Below are 22,251 nucleotides of genomic sequence, written 5' to 3' on the forward strand. Positions count from 1 at the left end.
CGGATATTTATAAAGCGATAGTCAAATACTACAAGAAAAAAGATACATTTTAGTATCAGGGTGTATCAAAGCATATAAGCTTAATGCAACCCGATCTATACTCATTTGAGGAGCTCGCTCCATCGAAACAAAGGATATGAATACTTCTCATTTAATCATAAGTTTAACTTAGTATTATGAATAACGTACCTTATATATAAAGATGCCAAATAAGCGTTAACCATACTGATCTTTTTTGAGGTCAATATGCAAAAAGGATTTGATATCAAAAACACAAAGAGTGAAGGTTTATATATTGTTTTAATCAGTATTCATGGTCTGATCCGAGGGAAGGATCTGGAACTTGGTCGTGATGCCGATACGGGTGGGCAAACCCTTTATGTAGTTCAACTGGCTAAGGCCTTAAATAATCATCCCGATGTAGCACGCGTAGACTTGGTTACCCGGCGGGTCATAGACAGTTCCGTTTCAAATGATTACGCCACTCCCGTAGAGATCCTTTCGGATACTCTGAGAATTGTTCGCATTGAAGCAGGTCCGGAGGAGTATATTCCAAAAGAACAATTGTGGGATCATCTCGATAACTTCTCAGATAATCTTGCCACAGCACTCAAAGCAGAAGATATCTTGCCAGACATACTTCACAGTCATTATGCAGATGCCGGTTATGTCGGTGCCCATATATCCAATCAATTCGGTATACCCCTCATTCATACGGGTCATTCCCTTGGCCGTGTTAAACGGAGTCGTTTATTGGCCAGTGGCTTGACAAGTGCTGATATAGAAGAACGATACAATATCATACGACGTATCGAGGCAGAAGAGTTTACCCTGGCAGTCGCTGAACGTGTGATCACAAGTACACACCAGGAGATCCAGGAGCAGTATGAGCTTTACGATCACTACCAGCCTGAACAGATGCGTGTCATTCCTCCCGGTACAAATTTGAAAAAATTTATGCCGCCGACCGGGCAAGAACTGGATGATCCCCTTTTTGATGAGATCGTTAAACCACTGAAAGAGCCTGACAAACCTATGATTCTAGCGCTCTCCCGACCTGATAAACGAAAAAATATTGTAGCACTCATCGAAGCCTACGGAGAATCTCCAGAACTGCAAACATCAGCGAATTTGGTCATTATCGCAGGTAACCGTGATGATATCGATGACCTTGATGAAGGAGCGCAAGAGGTATTTCATGAGCTCTTGGTAACCATAGACCGGTATGACCTCTATGGCAAAGTATCCATGCCCAAACACCATCAGCGTGATCAAGTGCCGATGTTCTATCGTATTGCTGCAGCTACAAGTGGTGTGTTCGTAAACCCGGCACTGACCGAACCTTTTGGTCTGACTCTGATCGAAGCGGCGGCTTCCGGTTTACCCATTGTTGCGACGGAAGACGGCGGGCCGCAGGATATCATCGGCAATTGCGAAAATGGGTTTTTGATCAACCCTCTAGAGCCATCGACGATCGCTGACGCATTGAGAAGAGTGCTTGATGACAAGACACTATGGCATCGTCTTATGAAGAAGGGGATAGAAGGGGTTCGTGAATACTACTCCTGGGACGCACATGTCAAGCACTATATCAAGGTCGTAAAACCTATAGTCCAACATGCTGAAATACTGATCCGTAAACCTCTTCAGCGCCGTTCAGAACTTTACCGTGACAGAATTATCGTCAGTGATCTTGATCAGAACCTCATAGGTGATAATGGGTCATTGAAGCGTCTCTCATTAGTATTACGACAACACCGTAAGAGTACTGGGTTTGTTATCGCAACAGGACGGCGTCTTGATTCAGCTTTGAAGCTGATCAAAAAACTTGCGATTCAAGAGCCCGATATCCTCATTACCAGTGGGGGTACAGAGATCTATTATGCCCCCAAGCTTACCACAGATGTTCACTGGACCAAGCATATCGATCATCATTGGATGCCACACAGGATCAGAGAATTGTTAAAAGATATTCCGGGTCTGAAAAAACAACCAAAATCAGAACAAAGCCGTTTTAAAATAAGTTACTACATCGACCCGGAGTTGGTAGATATAGAAGAGATCCATCGTCTGCTGCATCAGGAAGAACACTCTGTGCATGTCCAGGTAGCTTTTGGTCAGTACCTCGACATTTTGCCACAACGTGCTTCCAAGGGTATGGCCTTACGTTATATAGCAGAACAGTGGCAGATACCGCTGGAAAACGTTTTTGTGGCAGGAGGCTCAGGTGCTGACGAAGATATGATGCGCGGTAATACACTTGCAGCGGTCATTGCCAACCGACATCATGAAGAGTTGTCCCACCTGGAGGATATTGAACATATCTATTTCGCCACTAAACCCTATGCGAACGGCATACTTGAATCACTTGATCACTATGATTTCTTCAACCTCCACAAAGATGTCAATGGAGAAACCTCCCATGCCTAGATTACTCGTATGCACAGATATGGACAGAACCGTCATTCCCAATGGAGCACAGCCTGAAGATCCTCAAGCACATAGAAGCTTCAAGGCGTTTTGTGCAAATGAGGCTGTCACACTTGTCTATGTCACGGGTCGACATCAAGCATTGGTCAAAGAGGCGATCACAGAGTATGGATTACCGGAACCCGATTTTGTCATTACAGACGTAGGTACCAAGATCTATAACGTGAACGGTCATGACTGGCAAGTCCTTGAGAGCTGGGAAGCAGAGATAGATAAAGACTGGCATGGCAAAGACCATACACAGATCAGACAGCTATTGAGCACTCTATGCGAACTCAAGTTACAGGAGCCTGAAAAACAGAATACCCATAAACTGAGTTATTATCTTCCATTGCACAGGGACCATACACTTGTGATGGACCGTATGAATGATCTTCTGAATGCGGAAGGTATCGATGCGAGTCTGATCTGGAGCGTCGATGAGCCTGAAAACATAGGGCTGCTTGATGTCTTGCCGCGCAATGCTACCAAAGTGCATGCGATTGAGTTTTTACGTGACCTGTTAGGGTACACACTCGAAGAGATGGTATTTGCCGGTGACAGCGGTAACGATCTGCCCGTACTTACCAGCCGTATACATTCAGTGTTGGTCGCCAATGCAAGCAATGATGTCAAAGAAACAGCACAGCAGATCGTTGCGCATAACGGGTATGCCAATGCGCTGTATCTTGCAGATCAGGATGTCTTAGGCATGAATGGCAACTATTCGGCGGGTATCTTGCAGGGTATCTGGCATTTTGCTCCTGCATTTAGAAATTTGCTGGAACAGACGGGAGTGAGCCCATGAGTGATCCTACAAAGCTTCTTATATTTGGCGAAGTACTGTTCGACTGTTTTCCCACTGGCGAGCGGATTCTCGGTGGTGCCCCCTTCAATGTCGCCTGGCATCTACAGGCTTTTGGCGATACACCCCGATTGATATCTCGGGTTGGAGATGATGCACTGGGGAAAAAGATCCTTTCTACCATGGAAACCTGGGGCTTGAGCCTTTCGGGTATACAGATCGATCCTATCCACCAAACGGGACGTGTTGACGTCAAATTTGTACATGATGAACCGCACTACACCATTACGCCCGATAGTGCCTATGATTTTATCGATGCCCATACGATCGACCGGGAATTTGATAGTGGCATACTCTATCACGGAACACTGGGACTACGCAATGAAGTTTCCAGGAATGCTCTATCCGGTTTGACCCAGGACTCAGGACTATCCATATTTCTCGATGTCAACCTGCGTACACCATGGTGGAAAAAAGAAGAAGTGTATCAGTGGATCAAAAAAGCACACTGGGTCAAGCTAAATGAAGAGGAACTGAGATTACTGGACTTTACTTCATCAGACATTGACAAGGCAATGGCTGATCTACAAATGAAGTTTGGTATCGAACAGCTCATTCTTACCCGTGGCAAAGAGGGAGCAACAGTCCGTACCAGAGATGGACAGCTTTACCATAAGACCCCTGAGAGTGTTGAACATATTACGGATACAGTAGGAGCCGGTGACGCTTTTAGTGCCATGTATATCCACGGATTGATGTCCGGATGGTCCATACCCGATACGCTCTCCATCGCACAGCGCTTTGCCGGAAAGGTACTTGGTCTTAGAGGTGCAACAACAACCGACCGTGCATTTTACCAGGATACGTTGGATGACTTAATGCCTCCAAAGAGATAATACACCCAAAGAAAAAGAGAATCAAGGAGAAAGCATGTACGAACAGATATCACATTCCCTTTTAAATGATATTCTTAATCAAATAAGACCGGAGATATCCAAACAGGACTTACGTCATTTCTATACCAGACTTGGGGGTAATTTCTATGTCATACACTCCCTTTTTGAACGACTCTATGGCAATCGACCTGATTTCCACCATCAGTTGCAGCGTCTGGTCGAGATCATGGCACGAAACTACATCAATCGGCCTGAGGAACTTAAACAACTCGATCTTGACAGAGAGAAAGATTATAATTGGTTTCTCAGCCAGCAATGGGTGGGAATGGCCCTCTATTGCGACCGATTTGCCAATGACCTGCAAGGATTGCGTAAGCACTTGAATTATCTACAGGAGTTAGGTATCAACCTGGTACATATCATGCCTATCATGCGCTGTCCTGAGGGAAGCAGTGATGGGGGTTATGCAGTCAGTGACTTTCGGGATATCGACCCCCATGTGGGCACATTGGATGTTCTGCACGAACTGGCCAACGAGATGCGTAAAAATGACTCCCTTTTGGTACTGGACATTGTACTGAACCACACGTCAAACGAACATAAATGGGCACAGTTGGCACGTTCTGGAGATCCGTTCTATCAAGACTATTATTACACATTCGAAACACGCAATATGCCTGATACTTTTGAGCAAAACATGCCAGAGATCTTTCCAGAGACAGCACCGGGAAACTTTACCTGGGATGAAGAGATGGGACGCTGGGTGATGACCGTGTTCCATGACTATCAATGGGATCTTAACTATACGAATCCATCCGTATTCATCGAGATGCTGGACATTATCCTCTATTGGGCGAACCAGGGTGCAGATATCCTGCGCTTGGATGCCGTGGCATTTTTATGGAAAAAAATAGGCAGTTCCTGTCAGAATGAGGAAGAAGCCCATATTATTCTGCAACTTTTAAAAGATTGTGGTCAGGTGACTGCACCTGGTGTATTGTTCATTGCAGAAGCCATTGTAGCACCTATGGAAATGGTCAAATACTTTGGAGAAGACACGATCATCGCCAAAGAGTGCGAGATAGCGTATAATGCCACTTTTATGGCTCTCATGTGGGATGCCGTTGCGACAAAGAGCGCCAAACTTCTCAACCAAGGGATAAAGAGCCTTCCAGCCAAGCTAGATCGTGCCACTTGGCTGAATTATATTCGCTGTCATGATGATATCGGTCTGGGATTTGATGATGCAGATATAGTTATGGCTGGCTACGAGCCTTCCAGTCATCGCAAATTCCTCATTGATTATTTTCTTGGTAAGTATAATGACTCTCATGCACGTGGCATACCATTTGGAATCAACGAAGAAACAGGCGATGCCAGAATATCAGGTACGCTTGCTTCACTCGTCGGCCTCCAATATGCACAAGAGACCGGAGATGAGCAAGCAAGTGATGATGCGATCAAAATCATATTGCTGCTCCATAGCCTGATCCTCTCCTTCGGCGGCATACCCCTTTTGTATTATGGTGACGAGATAGGCACGATCAATGATCTCAGCTACCTGAAAGACCCCCATAAAGCTGATGATTCCCGCTGGGCACACAGACCTAAGATAGACTGGGGAAAAGCCGAACGAAGGCATACTGAGGGAACTGTAGAGTATGCCATATTCAATGCCCTTAAAAGAATGATCGCCGTCTCCAAGGAGATCGATGTCTTTGCTGATTACAATAACCGTAGACTTTTTGAAGTGAACAATTTCCATCTCTTCGTCTATGCTCGTTATGATCTTAAAGATCGTGATAAGATGGTACTCGTCGTAGCAAATCTTGACGGAAAACCACAATCTCTCAACCTGAAAGATGTTGCGCTTTGGCCTGATTCACAATACCATAGGCTTATCGACCTCTATACCGGACAAAAGCCCGATATTTTCAAAGACACTCTTGTAGTGCCAGGTTTTGGTTATTATTGGTTAAGTCTGATATGAGACACATTCACGTCTTAAGTATGCTATCAAGTATCATCGAATGAAGATTATTTTGCATATTTGTATATGGAAATCAAGTAGATACTATGCAGCAAAAGAATGGTCACAAAAAAAGTACTTACAATGTATAAATAGTTAGCTGTCAGCGGACAATGAACGTCCAATTTTAGAAGACTCTGACAAAGCAAGAAAGCTTATACAAACGTATCTTTACAATGATGACAAAATCTATTATCAGTCAACACTCTTTATCTTTCCAACCATTCATTAGATCATATTTTCAATACTTAAAAGGGTCATAAAAAATATTTATTGTATATTATTTGCTATTATTAAAATATTCAGCTATAATTATATATTGAAAGATGATTTAGGGTTTCATCTTTGGCTAGACTTTTATTGCTTACCTTTAGTTTACAGTATTATCCACCCGAAAGAACACTCCACTTTATATTTTCAGCACATCAGAAATGACGTGTATCAACAACTAAAAGGAATTGCAATGGCAACTCAAGTAAACGGAACTGTAAAATGGTTCAACAGTGAAAAAGGTTTCGGTTTTATCGAACAGGAAAATGGCGGAAATGATGTATTTGTACACTATCGTCAAATCAATAGCAATGGTTACGACCGTGTTTCCCTTAATGAAGGTCAAAAAGTGACTTTTGAGATCGGCGAAGGTCAAAAAGGCCCACAGGCTGAAAACGTTACCGGTCTTTAAGACCATCTAATGGGCAGAGAGATCTGTCCATATTTTAAACACTTCTATAAAGAGACTCATAGGTCTTTTTATGAATTGTTTAAAGGAAAACGTATGAAAAGTAAGGAAGCTGTTTTTGAAGCGTTAAAAGAAGGTAAAAACCTTATTAGTTGCATCACAGGGATACAATATAGTCTAATTAAAGGGATCTTACATACTCGTCATAGTGAAAGAAATGACTGGGAGGAAAGTGAACTTAATTTTTACAATCCGCCATCTTGGCTCAACCTCAAAATAATGGAAGAAAAATCTGCCAATATATAAGATTTAACAGAGTCTGATCGACTCTGCTGTTTGCCTTGTTCCCGTATATAACGTGAGCACGAGGCAAAAATGTGATTGAAACCTCTTATACTTCATATGCTATGAATCCTGTCAATACTCTTCTTTTCCTCTGTATCTCTTCGGTTTCTAAAAATGCTTCAAAACTTCCAACAAGTAATCAATATCTTTGTCTGTATGATTGGCTGAAACCTGAAACCTGATCTCCTCATCACCTTTTGGAACCACAGGAAAGTTAAGGCCTGTGGCAAGAATACCATGCTCAAAAAGATGCTTCACCAGTCTGGAAGTTTTTTCGGTGTCCCTTATCATAAGAGGGACAATGGGATGCTCTCCGGGGATGGTTTCATAACCAAGATCCTTTAAGCCCTCTTCAAGCCGCCTGGTGAGTCTACGAAGCTTGTCGAGTAACTTCTGACCCCGGTGGCTGTCGAGGATATCAAGAGACTTGATGGCCGCTGCCGCTTCAGAGGGAGTAATGGGATTGGAAAAGATGTAAAAGGGGGCTGTCTCTCTCAGGTAATCAATGACGGTTTCACTGGAAGCCACATAGCCGCCATTGACGCCGAGGGCCTTTCCGAGAGTTCCGATGTGGATATCGACTTTTGTACCGGTAACCTCCTCTGTTCCACGACCGGTTTTACCGAAGGCTCCGACACCGTGCGAATCATCAACAACCGTAATGATCCCTTCTTCAAACCTTTCTTCATATTTTTCGCAGACCCCAACGATCTCATTGAGGGGTGCATGGTCTCCCCGCATACTGAAGATACCGTCGGTAATAACGATCATCCGGCTGCATTGACCGATGTATCGCTTGATGGCAGCTTCAAGATCTTCCATATCAAGGTGCCTGTATACTGCTTTTTCAGCAGGGTGTGCCAGCCGGATGGCATTGATGATACAGTTATGGTTCAATGCATCACTGATGACCACCGTTTCTTCTGTAATAAGCTGTGGGAGGATGCCCATAACAGCAGCATAGGCAGCGCTGAAGATCATGGCCGATTCTCTGCCGCAGAAAGTGGCCAGTTTCTTTTCCAGTGTCACATGCGGCTCAAAGGTACCGCTGATAAAACGGACGGCACCCGGCCCGGTACCAAATTGGCGTGATGCCTCCTCCTCTGCTTGAATGACATCTTTATCTGTTGACAGGCCCAGGTAACTGTTGGAATTCATTTGCAAGAAGAGCTTATCACACTCCCCCGCAAGGGTAACCCTCGGTCCGAAACCGCCTTTGGCTCCCCTGATCCCGGTAATGATCTTTTCATGCCGTTTGCTGACACCCTTCGAATCTATGGCTTCCAGCTGCTGCTTTAAAGGAATTTCAAGCTTTTCAAGTGACATGGGGTGCCTCCTTTCTCAACTGTTCGATCATATCTTTCGTCATCGATTCCATAGTATATTCCGGCTGCCAGCCCCATTCGGCTCTTGCTGCGCTGTCATCCATTTTATGAGGCCAGCTCTCAGCGATCTCCTGCCTTATGGGGTCGACTTCGTAGGTCATACTGAAATGGGGCAGCTCTTTTTTGATGGAAGCATATAATTGCTCCGGTGCAAAACTCATCGCCGTTATATTGTAAGCATTGCGGTGGCGCAGACTCCTCGCATCCGCCTCCATCAGCTCCACGACGGCCCGAACGGCATCGGGCATGTACATCATGTCCAGACGCGTTCCTTCTTTCAGAAAGCATCGGTAGGGTTCATGTTTGACGGCAGCATAGAAGATCTCGACGGCATAATCGGTTGTTCCTCCGCCTGGCAGCGTTTTATAGGAGATCAAGCCTGGGAAGCGAACCCCGCGGATATCCATATCATACTTTTTAACGTAATAGTCGCAAAGCAGTTCACCCGCCAGTTTTGTAATGCCATAAAGTGTATTGGGACGCTGGATGGTCACCTGTGGGGTGTTGTCTTTCGGTGTGGATGGCCCGAAGACCCCGATGGAGCTGGGAAAAAAGAGTGTGCAGTGGTGGTAACGGGCCACTTCAAGCACCGTCTGGAGCCCATTCATATTGATATTCCATGCAAGCTGGGGATCCTCTTCCGCTTTTGCCGAAAGAAGCGCTGCAAGATGATAGATGGTATCAATGCGATATTTTTTTACAAGCGCTGAGATGGATTTTGCATCTGTCGTCTCAATGCTCTCATAGGGACCGGAATCCACAAATGCATCTTCCGGCTTTCGGCGGTGTCCCGCAGCCACTACATTGTCTCTCCCATATTTATCTCTAAGAACAGGGACGAGCTCAGAGCCGATCTGTCCTGTTGCACCGGTGACCAATATTCTTTTCATCTTTTATCCCATTACATAATCATATTTTGTTACTGCACCTTTACCTCAGTTATTCTAACATTATTTGGGGCATCATGCCATAGAGTTTTGAGGATGATGAGCTATAATAGGTCCATACTAAAAACAAGGAGATGAGAAATGGTCAATTTCACTTATAAAAATCCTACAAAAATAGAGTTTGGAAAAGACAAAGAAAAAGAGATCGGTGGGTATATCGCTGAAGAGAATATCAAAAAAGTGCTTCTTGCGTATGGGAGTGACCGTATCAAAAAAGACGGTCTGTTCGACATTGTTGTAGCCAGCCTTGAAGCAAATGGTATTGCATTTGTTGAGCTGGGAGGCATCGTCAGTAACCCTGTACTCTCAACAGTATATAAGGCTGTAGATCTGGCAAAAGAACACAATGTGGATGCCATACTGAGTGTCGGCGGCGGTTCTGTACTGGACAGTGCAAAGGCCATAGCGGCCGGTAGTCTTTATGATGGCGATGTGTGGGACTTCTTCATCGGGAAAAGTGTGATAGAAAAGGCACTGCCTGTCTTTGACATTATCACCCTTGCAGCGACCGGAAGCGAAATGAACACTTACGCTGTGGTGACGAATGAAGCAACGAAGCAAAAATTCTCTATCGCTTCCCCACACCTCTATCCAAGAGTATCCGTTATCAACCCGGAACTTCAAAAGTCGGTCTCTAAAGAGTACCTGGTCTACTCTGCTTCGGACATTATCGCCCACTCCATCGAAGGGTACTTTACTGCTTCATCACATCCGGATATCATCGCTGCCTATATCGAAGCGAACATTGCCACGGTCATGAAAACCACTGAAACGCTGCTGGCAGACAATGATGACTATGAGGCACGCGGAGAGTTTGCATGGGCAGCAACTCAAGCGCTGAATGGTACGACCTATCTGGGAGTAGAAGGGTACAGTTTCCCCAACCATATGATCGAGCATACGCTTTCTGCACTTTTCAATGTACCACACGGTGCGGGGCTTTCGGTCGTGATGCCGGCATGGATGAAATGGTACGTTTCACATAACGAAGCACAGTTCAAACGTTTTGCGCAAAAACTCTTTGGACTCTCAAGTGCCATGGAAGGGATAGAGGCACTGGAGTCATGGTTCAACAAGGTCGGTACACCGACCAGGCTTTCACAACTCTCGATCAAAGAGAGTGATCTCGATACGATCGTGGAGAATGCTCGCGAGCATGCAGAAGCTTTCGGCTTAGCAGAAACGTATACCAAAGAAGTGCTCAAAGAGATCCTGCAAAAAGCATTGTAGGGTTCCGAATTGCTCGTACCCATCGGTATGATGCGGTATGACGGGAACAAGGAAAACTGCTGATAAGACTATAGGTCGTCCTCATCCTCATCATCGAGATCAAACTCCATTTTTACGGGTTCCTCTACCACTTCCTTTAACTCACTGATATCTTCAGGAAAGATATTCAGGGTTAGTGCAACCATCGGGACTAGAGCATTATCATCTATGATCTCTTGGCACTCTTTAGATGTATTGTAAATGGTAAGTATTTCATCTTTTAAAAGTACATCTCTAGTGCCAATACCTAATTCTGCTGCCAAGATATGCAGATCCGGACGATTAAGATGGACCGCACCTTCAATTTTCATTGAGAAACCTTTTCTTAACTTAGATCCTGGGAACATTTTTCCTCCTATGCTTCATATATTTTTTTGAATTAATGATTTTGATTATAACTAAAAAGTGAAAAAGATAGTCTAGTTATGCTTGATGTTTTGGTTTTAGGGAATTAAAGTGGCTGTAATACGAGGAAAACCTACTGCATCAATGTTTACTTACCGTTAGTGTAACTTGTGTAAACTACTTCTTACATAGCAACCAAACACATGAAATTGATTTTCATGTGAACTCCTCCCTTTTTAAACTTCCTTTTAATTTGGTTGCTATCTTCACATAAAATAATAACTTCACCTCGATCAATCTACATCATCCGACTCTTACAATTTTATTATACAAACTAGGAAAAGTAACTATTTGAGTTATTATTGGTTTATTATTTGTTAAGCCGTGTTCACTATAATTTATAAAGGTCCATGAAAAATCAAAGGGGTCTGGAATAATATCAGGCAAAGTACACGAAACCACACAAAGGATACCATTATGGAGCATGTGAAGGATGTATTAAAAACCTCGTTGGAGGAATTGGAAAGAGTACTGGATACTAAAACAGTCGTAGGGGAGCCTATTGTCATAGAAGGCAATACACTTATTCCACTCATCAGTATCGGATTTGGTTTTGGTGCCGGAGGAGGTACCGGAAAGTGTAAAAAAAGTGACGATGAGGGAATTGGCGCCGGTACCGGTGGTGGTGGCGGCATTAAACCGGTTGCCCTTGTGATCATCAACAAAGACGGTGATGTAAGGGTTGAACCCATCAAAAGCGGTATGGCTTCAGCGTTCGAACATATAGGCGAAACTCTCGGTAAAGCGTTACGGGAGAAAGACAAATAACATAAAAATCATGGATCGGAAACACTATGGAAATCGTAACCATTTTGATCGGGTTCCTGCTCTTTTGCCTGGTTCTGCTTAGTCTTCCCGTTGATCTGAGTTTCTATCTGGAAAAAGATGAAACATTGGAATATCAGGCAAAACTTTGTTTGCTGTTCGGTTTTGTCACCATAGATATGAACAGAGATCATGGGAAAGCAGAAAAAAGCGTTTTCCCAAAGAAGCAGAAAAGCGGGAAAACACATCTTATGCCACTGTTCAGACGCAAAGCATTTATCAAACGACTCATTCGATTGATGTTGGATCTATTGTACAGCTGTCGAATAAAAGAGCTAAATCTGCATTGCCGTATCGGACTGGGCGATCCTTCCGATACAGGAAGGCTTGTAGGTATATTGTGGCCACTTCTGCTACCTTGGAAAAATATAATACTCAAAACAGATTTCCAAGAAGCAGTCTTTGAAGGGTATTGCAAAGCGAATATCCGTATTTTTCCGATCCTAATCATCGGCACTCTTCTTGCCTTTATCTTTTCTCCTGTAACAGTGCGCGCCATGATATCCTCTCGATTGAAACAATGATAACTCGAGCATATGAACCATTTATGGAAGAAATATTATGAAAAATCCGAATCGTGAAACAGTATCAAAATTGGAACAACTTCCCAATATCGGTAAAAAAATGGCTAACTACTTGGAAATTGCCGATATTAAAACCCCTCAATCTTTAATAGGAAAAAATGCTTTTGACCTATACAATAAATTATGCGATAAAACCGGTAAGCAATTTGATCCCTGTGTGATTGATGTATTCATATCAGTGATTGATTTTATGGAAGGAGGAGAAGCTAGTCCATGGTGGAAGTTTACAGACGAACGTAAAAAATATTTAAAAAAATAAGGAGGTAAAGACTGATGTTCATAGGACACGACACAGCATGTCTTGTTTTGAAAAAAGCATCATTGGGAATATGTCCCTAAGTAGGCGAATAGTACTTTAACTTTAGAAAAAATATGTGGATTCTTGGCAGAGTTGAAATCTGGATAGTAATAAATAACGCTATTTAAGAGATAAAAATGGCGGACAGTGAGGGATTCGAACACTAGGTCAAATCCCTTAAATGCCCTATTTTAGGGTAATTATAAATTAAACAGTTGGCTGTTGGCATACAATTAACATACGTTTTTGGCAGAGTCTGTCCAAATATAAAAATTTATATATTATAAGGTCTTTAATCGTTTTAACAAACAGTAGTTACTTCTTTTTATTTTTTTTACCTCGAAGCATATCTATGTTTTTATTTTTCTTTTTAATCCACTCATCATGTTTTTCCTTATTCTTTTCTATTCGTGCAACATCATTAACCATCTTTTTTATATGTGTTTTAAATTTTGTAACATCAAGAGCTTCGATTTTTCCATTTCTTTTAATGACATTTAAAAAATCATTATCTGATTTATTAGAAATATCCTTGTTCTCATCCAATTCTTTATCATCCCTATCATCTAATGATTCATCAAAATCTTCTTGATCATTTGGAATTGGACTCCACTCCATCAAACCATGTTCTTTATCTATGCGATATATAGCTTCATATATAGCATCATCTGAAATAACACCTGAAAATTCATTAATTATTGCATCTTCAGCAGTCATCAGACTGCCATAAATAGGTATATACCCACCTTCTTTAGAGTCATACGGCAATAAATTTGCTGGATCCTCATAATTTTGGAAGAACCATTCTTCAATCTTTTCTAAACCTGTTTCATGAATATCTTCTTCTATTCCATCTTCTAACAATGGATACACATATAAAAGTTGTTCATTGTCATCAGGATATACATTACAATCTTTATCTATGCCATATGATTCTGATATACCATTGTATGGTATTCTAAATTGCTTCTTCAATAATAAAGAACCTATATGTATTGGATTACTATCTTCACTTAATAGAGCATGTTGTGCTTCATCGATCTCATCTTGAATATCATTTATCAATTTATCTAAATATTGACTATCAAATTCTTCGGAGATTAGATAAGTAGGCTCGGGATATTCATCTTCATCTGAATAATCTTCTCTGTCATACTCACTTGTATATTCAAGGTTAGCATATGGAATTAAGTTATTTTTGAATGTTTCTAATTCTTCAATTTTATCTTCGAGGCTTAGATAAGAGTTATTGTCATCTGACATACGGGACTGTTCATCTTCATTCGATTCATTAGAATAATCTTCATTATTCATTAATTCTTTCTCATTATCATGAAAATCTCGACAACAATCTCCTCTTAAATTAATTACTCCTTGACTAGATACATCTCTAAAATTTTCCATTCCAACAGGATATTCCCAGCAAGAAAAAGTAATACTCATATCATTATTACATCTACCGCAAGTGTTATAGTACTCTGCCTCATGTTCTAGTTCAGCACCCATATTACGTTCACTTCCCCCAACTTGTTCCCATTCAAGTTCATTACAATCTAAAAAATATTCTGTTTCACATTCCTCACATTGAAATGATATATCTTTTTTAGTCTCATGATAAGCATCATTCCTTATTTTTAAAAATTCATCAGGAGAAGGAAAACGATCGACCTCTTCAGTAATATTATTAACAAAATTATATTGAAATATCTTTTTACCATCAGAGATATATGTAATTGGAACATTTAGTTCTTTTGCATATAAGACAACCTGATTAAATCCTTGCTTTATGGATCTATAATTGAGTTTTGCCTTTAATTCTATTGCTGCCACTGGTTGACCATTTTCAAGTAAGACAATATCTGCGAAACGCTTATTAGGTAGTGAATATTCAGATAATATATCTTTATCATTCCAGTCCTGATTTTTTAATTTTTGTAAAACTAGTGACCTAATATCATCTTCACTATAAACTATATTATTTTTCCACCATTGCTGTAATAATGGAGATATAAATCTAGAACTTTCATTAATATAATAGTGAGATCGCAATTTATTTAATACTTTTTCTCTTGATAAAGTTCCATCTCGTCGAATAAATTCATTTGAGTTATTAACACTATCCATATCCATCATAGAAATATAATTTAAAATTGACAATGCAGAAGTTAATTCATTATTCCGCATTAGATGATCAAGGTTCTCTTTCCAAAAAGAAAAATGCAATAGGTCTTTTTGGATAACCTCATCTAAATATTGATCAATAATCTTTTTACTGATATTTTGATGATCATATCTATCTATTAAACCCTTAATAACAAACTGTATATAAAATGGGATAAGTAAACCAATCTTCTCTAATATATAGTGCTTCAAAGATCGATCAATATTAATCTTAGAAGCTAGTAATAACCTATTCATTAAGTCTTCTGCATCAACAAAAGTTAAGGGTGGAATGTTAATTTGATACAAATTTCTCATGAATGCACTATTGGTAGCTTGATATGCATAAGGAGTTGCAAAAATAAATTGTATATCATATACACTAAGCTCATCTAACTGCTGCATAAAATTATTTTTATAATCTTGAGATTGGATATCAATCATAAATTCATCAACAATAAAAACTATTTTTTTATTATGTAGTGCTGTGTTCTTCAAAAGTCCTTTAATTTCCAAAGACATGGAACTATTGTTAAGTAGTATGGAAGCATCAATATCTGAACGTCCGATTAGATCTAGTAAAGCTCTATATATTGTAGTAAAAAAAGCATCAGAATTATCTAAACTCTCCATATCTAAATATTTAATTAAATAATTATTTTGGGGCTCATTTACAATATGTTTTATTATTGATGTTTTTCCAAACCTTCTAGGTGCAGACAACAATATATTGTAATTTTTATCAAGAACACTCCATATTTGATCAATAATATCTTTTCTTGGGAAAAAAGCATCTTGATGAAATACAGGCTGATATACTTCATTTTTCAGTGGAGAGACATTCTCAGTCTGAATTTTTTGGTTAATCGCTCCAATATTTTTTGCCATCTCAGCATATTTGCCTCCCATACTTTTTAATATTCTAAAAGGCATAGTGGCAAACTTTTTATCAATTTCAGTAAGTTTATTATCTTTTAGATTGATTCGACCAGTTAAGTATGCTTTAAATCCATACTCTGCTCCTAAATTTTCTTGAATATAGTCCGAATTATTATAAGCTATCTCTAGGGCTTTTTTCCTACCAAGCAGTTGAAACAATACATCACATACATCATTATCGAATTCTAATAAATTATCGTTATTCTTAACTAAACCACTATTTATCACTTCTGCAATATAAGTATTGCTTGACTCATTTAAAGTTTTATCTTGTATCATCCTCATAATAGGTAGATTAAAAAATTGAACTGACGAAAGAGACTTAGCTAGTTCCTGTGCTTCAGGCGATGCATTAGCAAAAAAATACTTAACTTTTTCATCTGGCGTTAATGTTTTATTTTCTAATGTAGATTTATTTTCTTGAATACTGTCTAAATTAAAAATAGCACCATCAATTTTATTCTCACTTTGAGCTTTGAGAGTCTTACCAATAGTCTTTAAATAAGCTAATTCAAAACTTACAATCGGAAGCTTTAGAGTTTTTGAACTATTTTCATCTAAGGATCTTAAAAGATAGTCTATTTCAGTATTATAACTATCTCTGGTAGGGTAATAATGAGATGAATGAAAAGTTGTAATACTTGCTTTTTTAAGTGCTGTTGTTCTCCAAAGTCTATAAGGTAACATTTGCACTACATACAAAGGAATATTATCATAAAGTTTTGCAAAGACTTCTAATGTATCTCCATATTGCCAACCACTAGATAACATATCTGTTAATACAAAAATAAGTTTATTATTCTGAAAATTAGTTATCTCTTTAGGGTTAAAGATCCTATTCAACTTTGTATCTTTATAAAATACAGTTTCATCCTTATCACTATTGAAATATATAAGCTTTGAAGCTTTGAATATACCACTATTAACAAGTAGTTTACTATACTCATCTATCACTCCTTTCCATACCTTCATAGACGAACTAGAATCAATAAAAATATAAAGTGTATATAGTTTTTTCTTTTTAGGCTTAAAGAATGGATTTAGAACACCTGTCTTAGCTTTATAATCAATTGTTTTAATCTCATTAAGAACATTTTTTCTTTTTGATGAAAATTTATCTTTAAAATCTATAAGATATTTCGAAATTTGTTGTGTATCATTAAAATAACCCCTATGCGATATATTAATTTCTAGGCTTGTTTCTATGGTACTTTTGTCCAGAGAAAGTGAGATGTTATCATTCTTATTTTCTGTTATAGTCTCACTCTTTTTTTCTTTAGAAGGCTGATCTTTTATCTCTTCTTTGGGTTTACTTTCTTTATTCTTTATAACACTCTCTTCAGATACTTCTTTTTCTTTTCTAATATAGTAACTTTTATCTGTTTTCATATATTTTGCTAACCACAAAATGTCAGATAGTTCTGTAGTATCTAAATTTGATGACTCTAGCAAGTCAATATAAGATGCTATATCTAAGTTGTTCAAAACAATCCTTTAATCAGTAAGTGGTCTAAATATTTTTTCTAATAAAGTGTTCTGACTTAGTGCTTCAAAATCAGCATCACTTACTACACCTTTTGAACGCAAATAAATAGCATTAAGTAACTGGTCTGTTGCGATATTTTCATCAGATGCAGTTCTTTTATCAATAAATAGCTCCAAAAGTGGATCTTTGTCCTCTATATCTATATCAAGATTTGATTTTATAATTTTAATTAATTCATCTTTTTGAGGAGTATGTAGTTCTATATGTAAACAACGTCTTTTAAATGCTGGTGAAAAATCACGATCTCCATTACTAGTCATAATAACAATAGGAAAATGTGTACAAGACACCTTTCCATTTGTTATCTCCACCGTTTCACCATCACAAGTGTCTATCGATACTTGTGTCTCATTCTTTAATCTTTTAAGTTCAGATATTTCAAAATAACCTTCCTCAAAAATATGTAGTAAACTATTTGGTAAGTCTACATCACTTTTATCTAATTCATCTATAAGTAATACCTTAGGCTTATCTTTAGAAGCAAAAGCCGTACCTAATGGTTGAAGTTTTAAAAACGACTCTATTTCAATAGATGTTTTTGGATCTTTTTCTGCTAACTGGATAGCCTGTAATCTTCCTACTGCATCATAACTATATAATGCATCTTCAAGTGTAGTTTCTGTTGTTATTTGCCAATGCAATAACTCCCCTAAATCTAATGCAACAGCTAAATCTTTCGCTAAAGCAGTTTTACCAAGACCTGGCTTCCCAGTAACAAGTAAAGGACGTCTTAAATATATAGCTGCTTTAATAATCTCTAATTCATCAGATGTTGGAATATATTTAACTTTTTTTATTTTATCAGTTTCACTATCTATATTATCATAAGCTCTCCATGGTGGTGAAGGTATATTAGAAAGTAAATCATTTATATCTTTATATTCTTTATCACCATTTGTTAATAAAACTTTCTTAATATCAATTTGATTCATTTGCTTCTCCTTATATTTCATCTGGGTAATAGTATGTTGTTGGATCGTCCCACATTAAGTTAATTGGGTTCTCGTTCAGTTTATAGTATTCATTTTGCAGATTAAGAATATTTGGACTATATAATTCAAGTAAATCTTTGGTACACTCTTTAGTATACCAAAGCATAATAAATTTCATTTCCGATTTAAGTATAAATTCTAAATGCTCTTTTTGTAAAATATATTTAGAAGCTATACCAACTTCATTCATATTATTACCAATATTTCTCATTGATTGTTCATTCTCTACATATAATAAGCTTTGATTGGTAGCAATTTTACTCAAAATATTATTCCATTCCTTTATAAGAAGATCTTTTAGAGTACCACGTATGTTATAGCGCTCTATATATCTAATATTCAACCTAGTTAATCGACTCAATGTTTCATTAAACTTCACTTCCCATAGATTAATATTTTCTAACATCAATTCTTGAGGTAAAATCAAATCTACTATTGGATTATCACTTTGAATATAACTCATTATTTTCATTATCAACTTATCTTTAGATACATCATCATCTAAATCATATTTCTCATTACAAATACCATCAGAAATACCAGGTAAATTTCTGGAAATGAATGTCACATCATACTTTTTACCATCAGAATTTAAACCAAAAATGATAACTACCAATGGTGTAATACTTATACTCTCAACTTCTCGACAAATCATGAACTTTTGATCATCTAACCAAGATTTTAATTCTTCATCATTATCTTGATACAACTCATTTATAATACAAGGAAATTGACTATGATTGGATATATGATCAATAATGGAATTTATATTTTCAAATTTTATAAGAATATCTATATGTAGTTTTTTTAAATATTTTTTACAAGCTTCTATTAAATCGTCTTTTAAAATAGAATTATTATTCAAATAATCAATAATAAACTGATATTGTTCATCCATATCACTTAAACACTCATTGTAGACACTATCACAACTTTGTACATTTACTTTAATATTCAGCTCATCCAATAATTTTATAAAGTGCTTAATAGATAATCCTTGCAATTCCTTTGAAGTACCTTTTTCTAAAAGCTCATTTTTAATTATCCCCACAATAGCATTATTCACTACAAGTGGTGCTCCAGATAGTCCACTATAGGTTTCTAGCTTCAGATACAAGTCAAGTTGAACATCATTTTGTCCATCAATCTTAGGTAATTGACTATTTATACAATTATCATATCTTTCTAGAAAATTCTCACCAGTTTTAGCTTTACTTACTGGATAACCTCTTGAAACCCATTTTTCACCTGTAGATAAGTCCATATTAATTATTTCAATATTTTCATAAAAATTTATGGGCTCTTTTAGTTTTAATACAGCAATATCCAACTTTTTATATTCTTCGGTTGTTAATTCATGTAATGTAACATCAAGCTCTTTAGTATCATTAAATTCAACTTTTATATTCTCACAATCACTCACAACATGAAATGCAGTCAATATCAACTGATTGCTAATCAAAAACCCTGTACCATGATCATCATCACATATGACTTTACAAACATTTTTTTCTAGCTTGTCATGTATTGACTTAATCATCACAATAAAACCTCATTTAGATGTTTAGCAACATAGTGATAATATGATTCATAATCTTTATTGTTTAATGTTTTAAAAGCATCAACCTCATAATTAAACAACAACTCTTTTTGATATTGGGTTTCTTTTACCAGTATTTTTGAAATTGCTTCCAAGTTTGGATGTCCATGCTTTGTACCATCTGTAGAAAAGAAAAATCTTTGAGAGTCAATAATATCTATAAACCTTTGAGAAATATTTTTATTACTACCATGGTGTGATATCTTCACAAAGTCAAACGTTAAAGACTCACCTTGATCTTTTAGCTTATTTAAATTTTCATAGATTATATCTTCATGCGCATCACCTAAAAATAGTAATCTTTTACCTTGATATTCTATTATAAAGGAGATTGAAGACCCATTTGTTACGGAACTATCTTTCTCTATAACTTCAGCTAAGTCATCAAAATTAATTTTATTACTTGAAGATATCTCTTTAATTGAAGTATCTAGATCCTGTTCATACTTCATAAAAAATTCAAATGCATCATCAAAAATTTCTTCATCACTTATTTCAAAGTTATACTTTTGCTTGTTTAATTCCTTTAACCATCTCTTTGATAACCTATTTAATTTATTTTTATCAGGTGACAATAGTACAAATTTAATATCACCTATTTTTTTAATGGTATTATTACTTGAATTATTAACAACAGCATTATTATTAAAAGAACTATTCCAACTATAATCATATTTCCAAATCAGTGATGCAAGTGATGAACCTTGCTTGTATGATATAAGTTTTTCACCGTTATCAATACTATTTGACTGATTTTGTTGAACTAATGATTCTAAAATATCTTTAGAATCCTCATCTATTTTATCTACTTTATTTTGTTCAAATTGCATATGCCTATAGCTATTGTGCCAAATTTCACAAACTTCTATAATATTATTTTCTTGATTATCTTTGAGAAACTCAATAGCCCCACCAATATGATCTTCATCAACATGGGAAATAACCAATAAATCGATTTTTTGACCACTTAGTGCTAACTTAATTAATTCGGGCTTTATTTCTGAATCATATGTTTTTGGCATGCCCATATCAATTAATACATTTTGATTATTGTCAAAGCTTACTAGAAAAGCATCACCATTATAAGCTTCAAATGACTTGATAGAAATTTTCCCCACAAATTCTTCCCCTATTTTATGAATCTATTTTATCCAAAAATACTTATTTCAGACTATTTGATTCTAATATAATTATATTGATAATACTCATTGAGTCCTAGGATCACAACCACTTCTCACTCTCAAATACTAATTTAGATATAAACAAGAACTACTGTCACTAAATAGTAATAGATCTTAGGGTTTTTAGAGGCTAAGTGGTCAGGTGATAGTAATAGCATTGTTTTTCATCTCCCTCTTTATGATCCCATTGACTGTCGGTTGCGACAATCCCAATACATCAGCAATCCCATGCTGAGAGTATCCTTTCTGATATGCTCCCTGTATAAGCGTATTTCTCTCTTTGTCTCGTCGTATACTAAAAATATTACAATCTAAATATAATCAATCTACTTATAAAAACTACTACTATGAACTAAAAAGAGTAAAAATGGGAAGAAGTATATATAATAAAATATGTATTTACATTCCGTTAGTGTAAATCATATAAACTTCTTCTACGTAGCAACCAAAAACATGAAATTTATTTTTCATGATTAACTCCTCAATTTTAAACTCCTCCCTTTTGGTTGCTATCATTACAACTATAACAATTTAAAATATTTTCACACCTACAGATAAGTAACTTTTATAATATGCAAAAAGGAATTATCTTCTCGTTCTACCTCTCCGTAAGTGGAATGCATAGTCAATCATAACATGATCTTCACCATAAAAAGTCTAATAAAATCTTTGAACGTATCAAGTGCGATAGAAATTATAATACTGTTTATCTGTAGTGACATTTTTAATTAATAAATGACATATATGGTGGGGGGGGGTTATTAAGTAGTGGCGGACAGTGAGGGATTCGAAGACTAAGTTAAATCCCTTTAACGCCCTGTTTTAGGGCATCTATAAATTTAACAGTTGGCTGTTAGCATACCATGAACGTACATATTTGGCAGAGTCTGCCAAAAT

Annotated in this window: 17 protein-coding genes; 10 read left to right on the forward strand and 7 right to left on the reverse strand. The window is 37.4% G+C overall.

Going from position 1 to position 22,251, the window contains the following annotated elements; all coding sequences use genetic code 11:
- The first annotated feature begins 246 nt into the window (after positions 1-246).
- From LDM98_RS03625 to LDM98_RS03650, 6 genes are all read left to right on the forward strand, one after another.
- A complete protein-coding gene (locus LDM98_RS03625) occupies positions 247-2,430 on the forward strand; it encodes an HAD-IIB family hydrolase (RefSeq protein WP_223897982.1) in 2,184 nt (727 codons plus the stop codon).
- Entirely contained in the window at positions 2,423-3,277 is an 855-nt protein-coding gene (locus LDM98_RS03630) for an HAD-IIB family hydrolase (protein ID WP_223897983.1), read from the forward strand. The genes LDM98_RS03625 and LDM98_RS03630 overlap by 8 nt, the downstream gene beginning before the upstream one ends.
- Positions 3,274-4,170, forward strand: a complete 897-nt coding sequence (locus LDM98_RS03635) for a carbohydrate kinase (RefSeq protein WP_223897984.1) — start codon at positions 3,274-3,276, stop codon at positions 4,168-4,170. The genes LDM98_RS03630 and LDM98_RS03635 overlap by 4 nt, the downstream gene beginning before the upstream one ends.
- A 34-nt stretch (positions 4,171-4,204) precedes the next feature.
- Positions 4,205-6,160, forward strand: a complete 1,956-nt coding sequence (locus LDM98_RS03640; protein WP_223897985.1) for an amylosucrase — start codon at positions 4,205-4,207, stop codon at positions 6,158-6,160.
- A 502-nt stretch (positions 6,161-6,662) separates the two neighbouring features.
- Positions 6,663-6,881 (forward strand): cold-shock protein, encoded by a 219-nt coding sequence (locus LDM98_RS03645; RefSeq protein WP_008244343.1) that lies wholly within the window; start codon positions 6,663-6,665, stop codon positions 6,879-6,881.
- A 93-nt stretch (positions 6,882-6,974) separates the two neighbouring features.
- A complete protein-coding gene (locus tag LDM98_RS03650) occupies positions 6,975-7,184 on the forward strand; it encodes a hypothetical protein (protein ID WP_223897986.1) in 210 nt (69 codons plus the stop codon).
- Between the two features lie 147 nt (positions 7,185-7,331).
- Here the strand turns inward: LDM98_RS03650 and LDM98_RS03655 are convergent, their stop codons facing one another.
- A complete protein-coding gene (locus LDM98_RS03655) occupies positions 7,332-8,549 on the reverse strand; it encodes an aminotransferase class I/II-fold pyridoxal phosphate-dependent enzyme (RefSeq protein WP_223897987.1) in 1,218 nt (405 codons plus the stop codon).
- The gene (locus tag LDM98_RS03660) at positions 8,539-9,498 is read right to left on the reverse strand and encodes an L-threonine 3-dehydrogenase (protein ID WP_223897988.1); all 960 of its coding nucleotides are present in this window, start codon (positions 9,496-9,498) and stop codon (positions 8,539-8,541) included. The genes LDM98_RS03655 and LDM98_RS03660 overlap by 11 nt, the downstream gene beginning before the upstream one ends.
- 138 nt (positions 9,499-9,636) lie before the next feature.
- Between LDM98_RS03660 and LDM98_RS03665 the strand changes: the two genes are divergently transcribed.
- The gene (locus LDM98_RS03665) at positions 9,637-10,785 is read left to right on the forward strand and encodes an iron-containing alcohol dehydrogenase (RefSeq protein ID WP_223897989.1); all 1,149 of its coding nucleotides are present in this window, start codon (positions 9,637-9,639) and stop codon (positions 10,783-10,785) included.
- Between the two features lie 68 nt (positions 10,786-10,853).
- Here LDM98_RS03665 and LDM98_RS03670 read toward each other — a convergent pair whose 3' ends face one another.
- Positions 10,854-11,135 carry a hypothetical protein gene (locus LDM98_RS03670; protein WP_223897990.1) on the reverse strand — a complete coding sequence of 94 codons (282 nt, stop codon included), beginning with the start codon at positions 11,133-11,135 and terminating at the stop codon, positions 10,854-10,856.
- A 511-nt stretch (positions 11,136-11,646) separates the two neighbouring features.
- Here LDM98_RS03670 and LDM98_RS03675 point away from each other — a divergent pair.
- Genes LDM98_RS03675 through LDM98_RS03685 form a run of 3 tightly spaced genes read left to right on the forward strand, consistent with a single transcriptional unit; the run spans position 11,647 to position 12,897 of the window.
- Positions 11,647-11,997: a GerW family sporulation protein gene (locus LDM98_RS03675; protein ID WP_223897991.1), complete on the forward strand. Its 351-nt coding sequence runs from the start codon at positions 11,647-11,649 to the stop codon at positions 11,995-11,997.
- 26 nt (positions 11,998-12,023) lie between these two features.
- Positions 12,024-12,578 (forward strand): DUF2953 domain-containing protein, encoded by a 555-nt coding sequence (locus LDM98_RS03680; protein ID WP_223897992.1) that lies wholly within the window; start codon positions 12,024-12,026, stop codon positions 12,576-12,578.
- 37 nt (positions 12,579-12,615) lie between these two features.
- Positions 12,616-12,897 carry a helix-hairpin-helix domain-containing protein gene (locus LDM98_RS03685; protein ID WP_223897993.1) on the forward strand — a complete coding sequence of 94 codons (282 nt, stop codon included), beginning with the start codon at positions 12,616-12,618 and terminating at the stop codon, positions 12,895-12,897.
- 354 nt (positions 12,898-13,251) lie between these two features.
- On the opposite strand, the gene LDM98_RS03690 is transcribed toward LDM98_RS03685, so the two are convergent.
- The 4 genes from LDM98_RS03690 to LDM98_RS03705 are packed head-to-tail and all read right to left on the reverse strand — an operon-like array spanning position 13,252 to position 21,291.
- A complete protein-coding gene (locus LDM98_RS03690) occupies positions 13,252-17,520 on the reverse strand; it encodes an SAV_2336 N-terminal domain-related protein (protein WP_223897994.1) in 4,269 nt (1,422 codons plus the stop codon).
- A gap of 9 nt (positions 17,521-17,529) precedes the next feature.
- Positions 17,530-18,513 carry a MoxR family ATPase gene (locus LDM98_RS03695; RefSeq protein WP_223897995.1) on the reverse strand — a complete coding sequence of 328 codons (984 nt, stop codon included), beginning with the start codon at positions 18,511-18,513 and terminating at the stop codon, positions 17,530-17,532.
- A gap of 10 nt (positions 18,514-18,523) precedes the next feature.
- On the reverse strand, positions 18,524-20,113 hold the full coding sequence (locus LDM98_RS03700) for a serine protease (protein ID WP_223899061.1): 1,590 nt from the start codon (positions 20,111-20,113) through the stop codon (positions 18,524-18,526).
- On the reverse strand, positions 20,113-21,291 hold the full coding sequence (locus tag LDM98_RS03705) for a ComEC/Rec2 family competence protein (protein ID WP_223897996.1): 1,179 nt from the start codon (positions 21,289-21,291) through the stop codon (positions 20,113-20,115). The genes LDM98_RS03700 and LDM98_RS03705 overlap by 1 nt, the downstream gene beginning before the upstream one ends.
- Between the last annotated feature and the right edge of the window lie 960 nt (positions 21,292-22,251).

The organism is Sulfurovum sp. TSL1 (genome assembly GCF_019972135.1).
In the GTDB taxonomy this organism is placed as follows: Bacteria; Campylobacterota; Campylobacteria; order Campylobacterales; family Sulfurovaceae; genus Sulfurovum.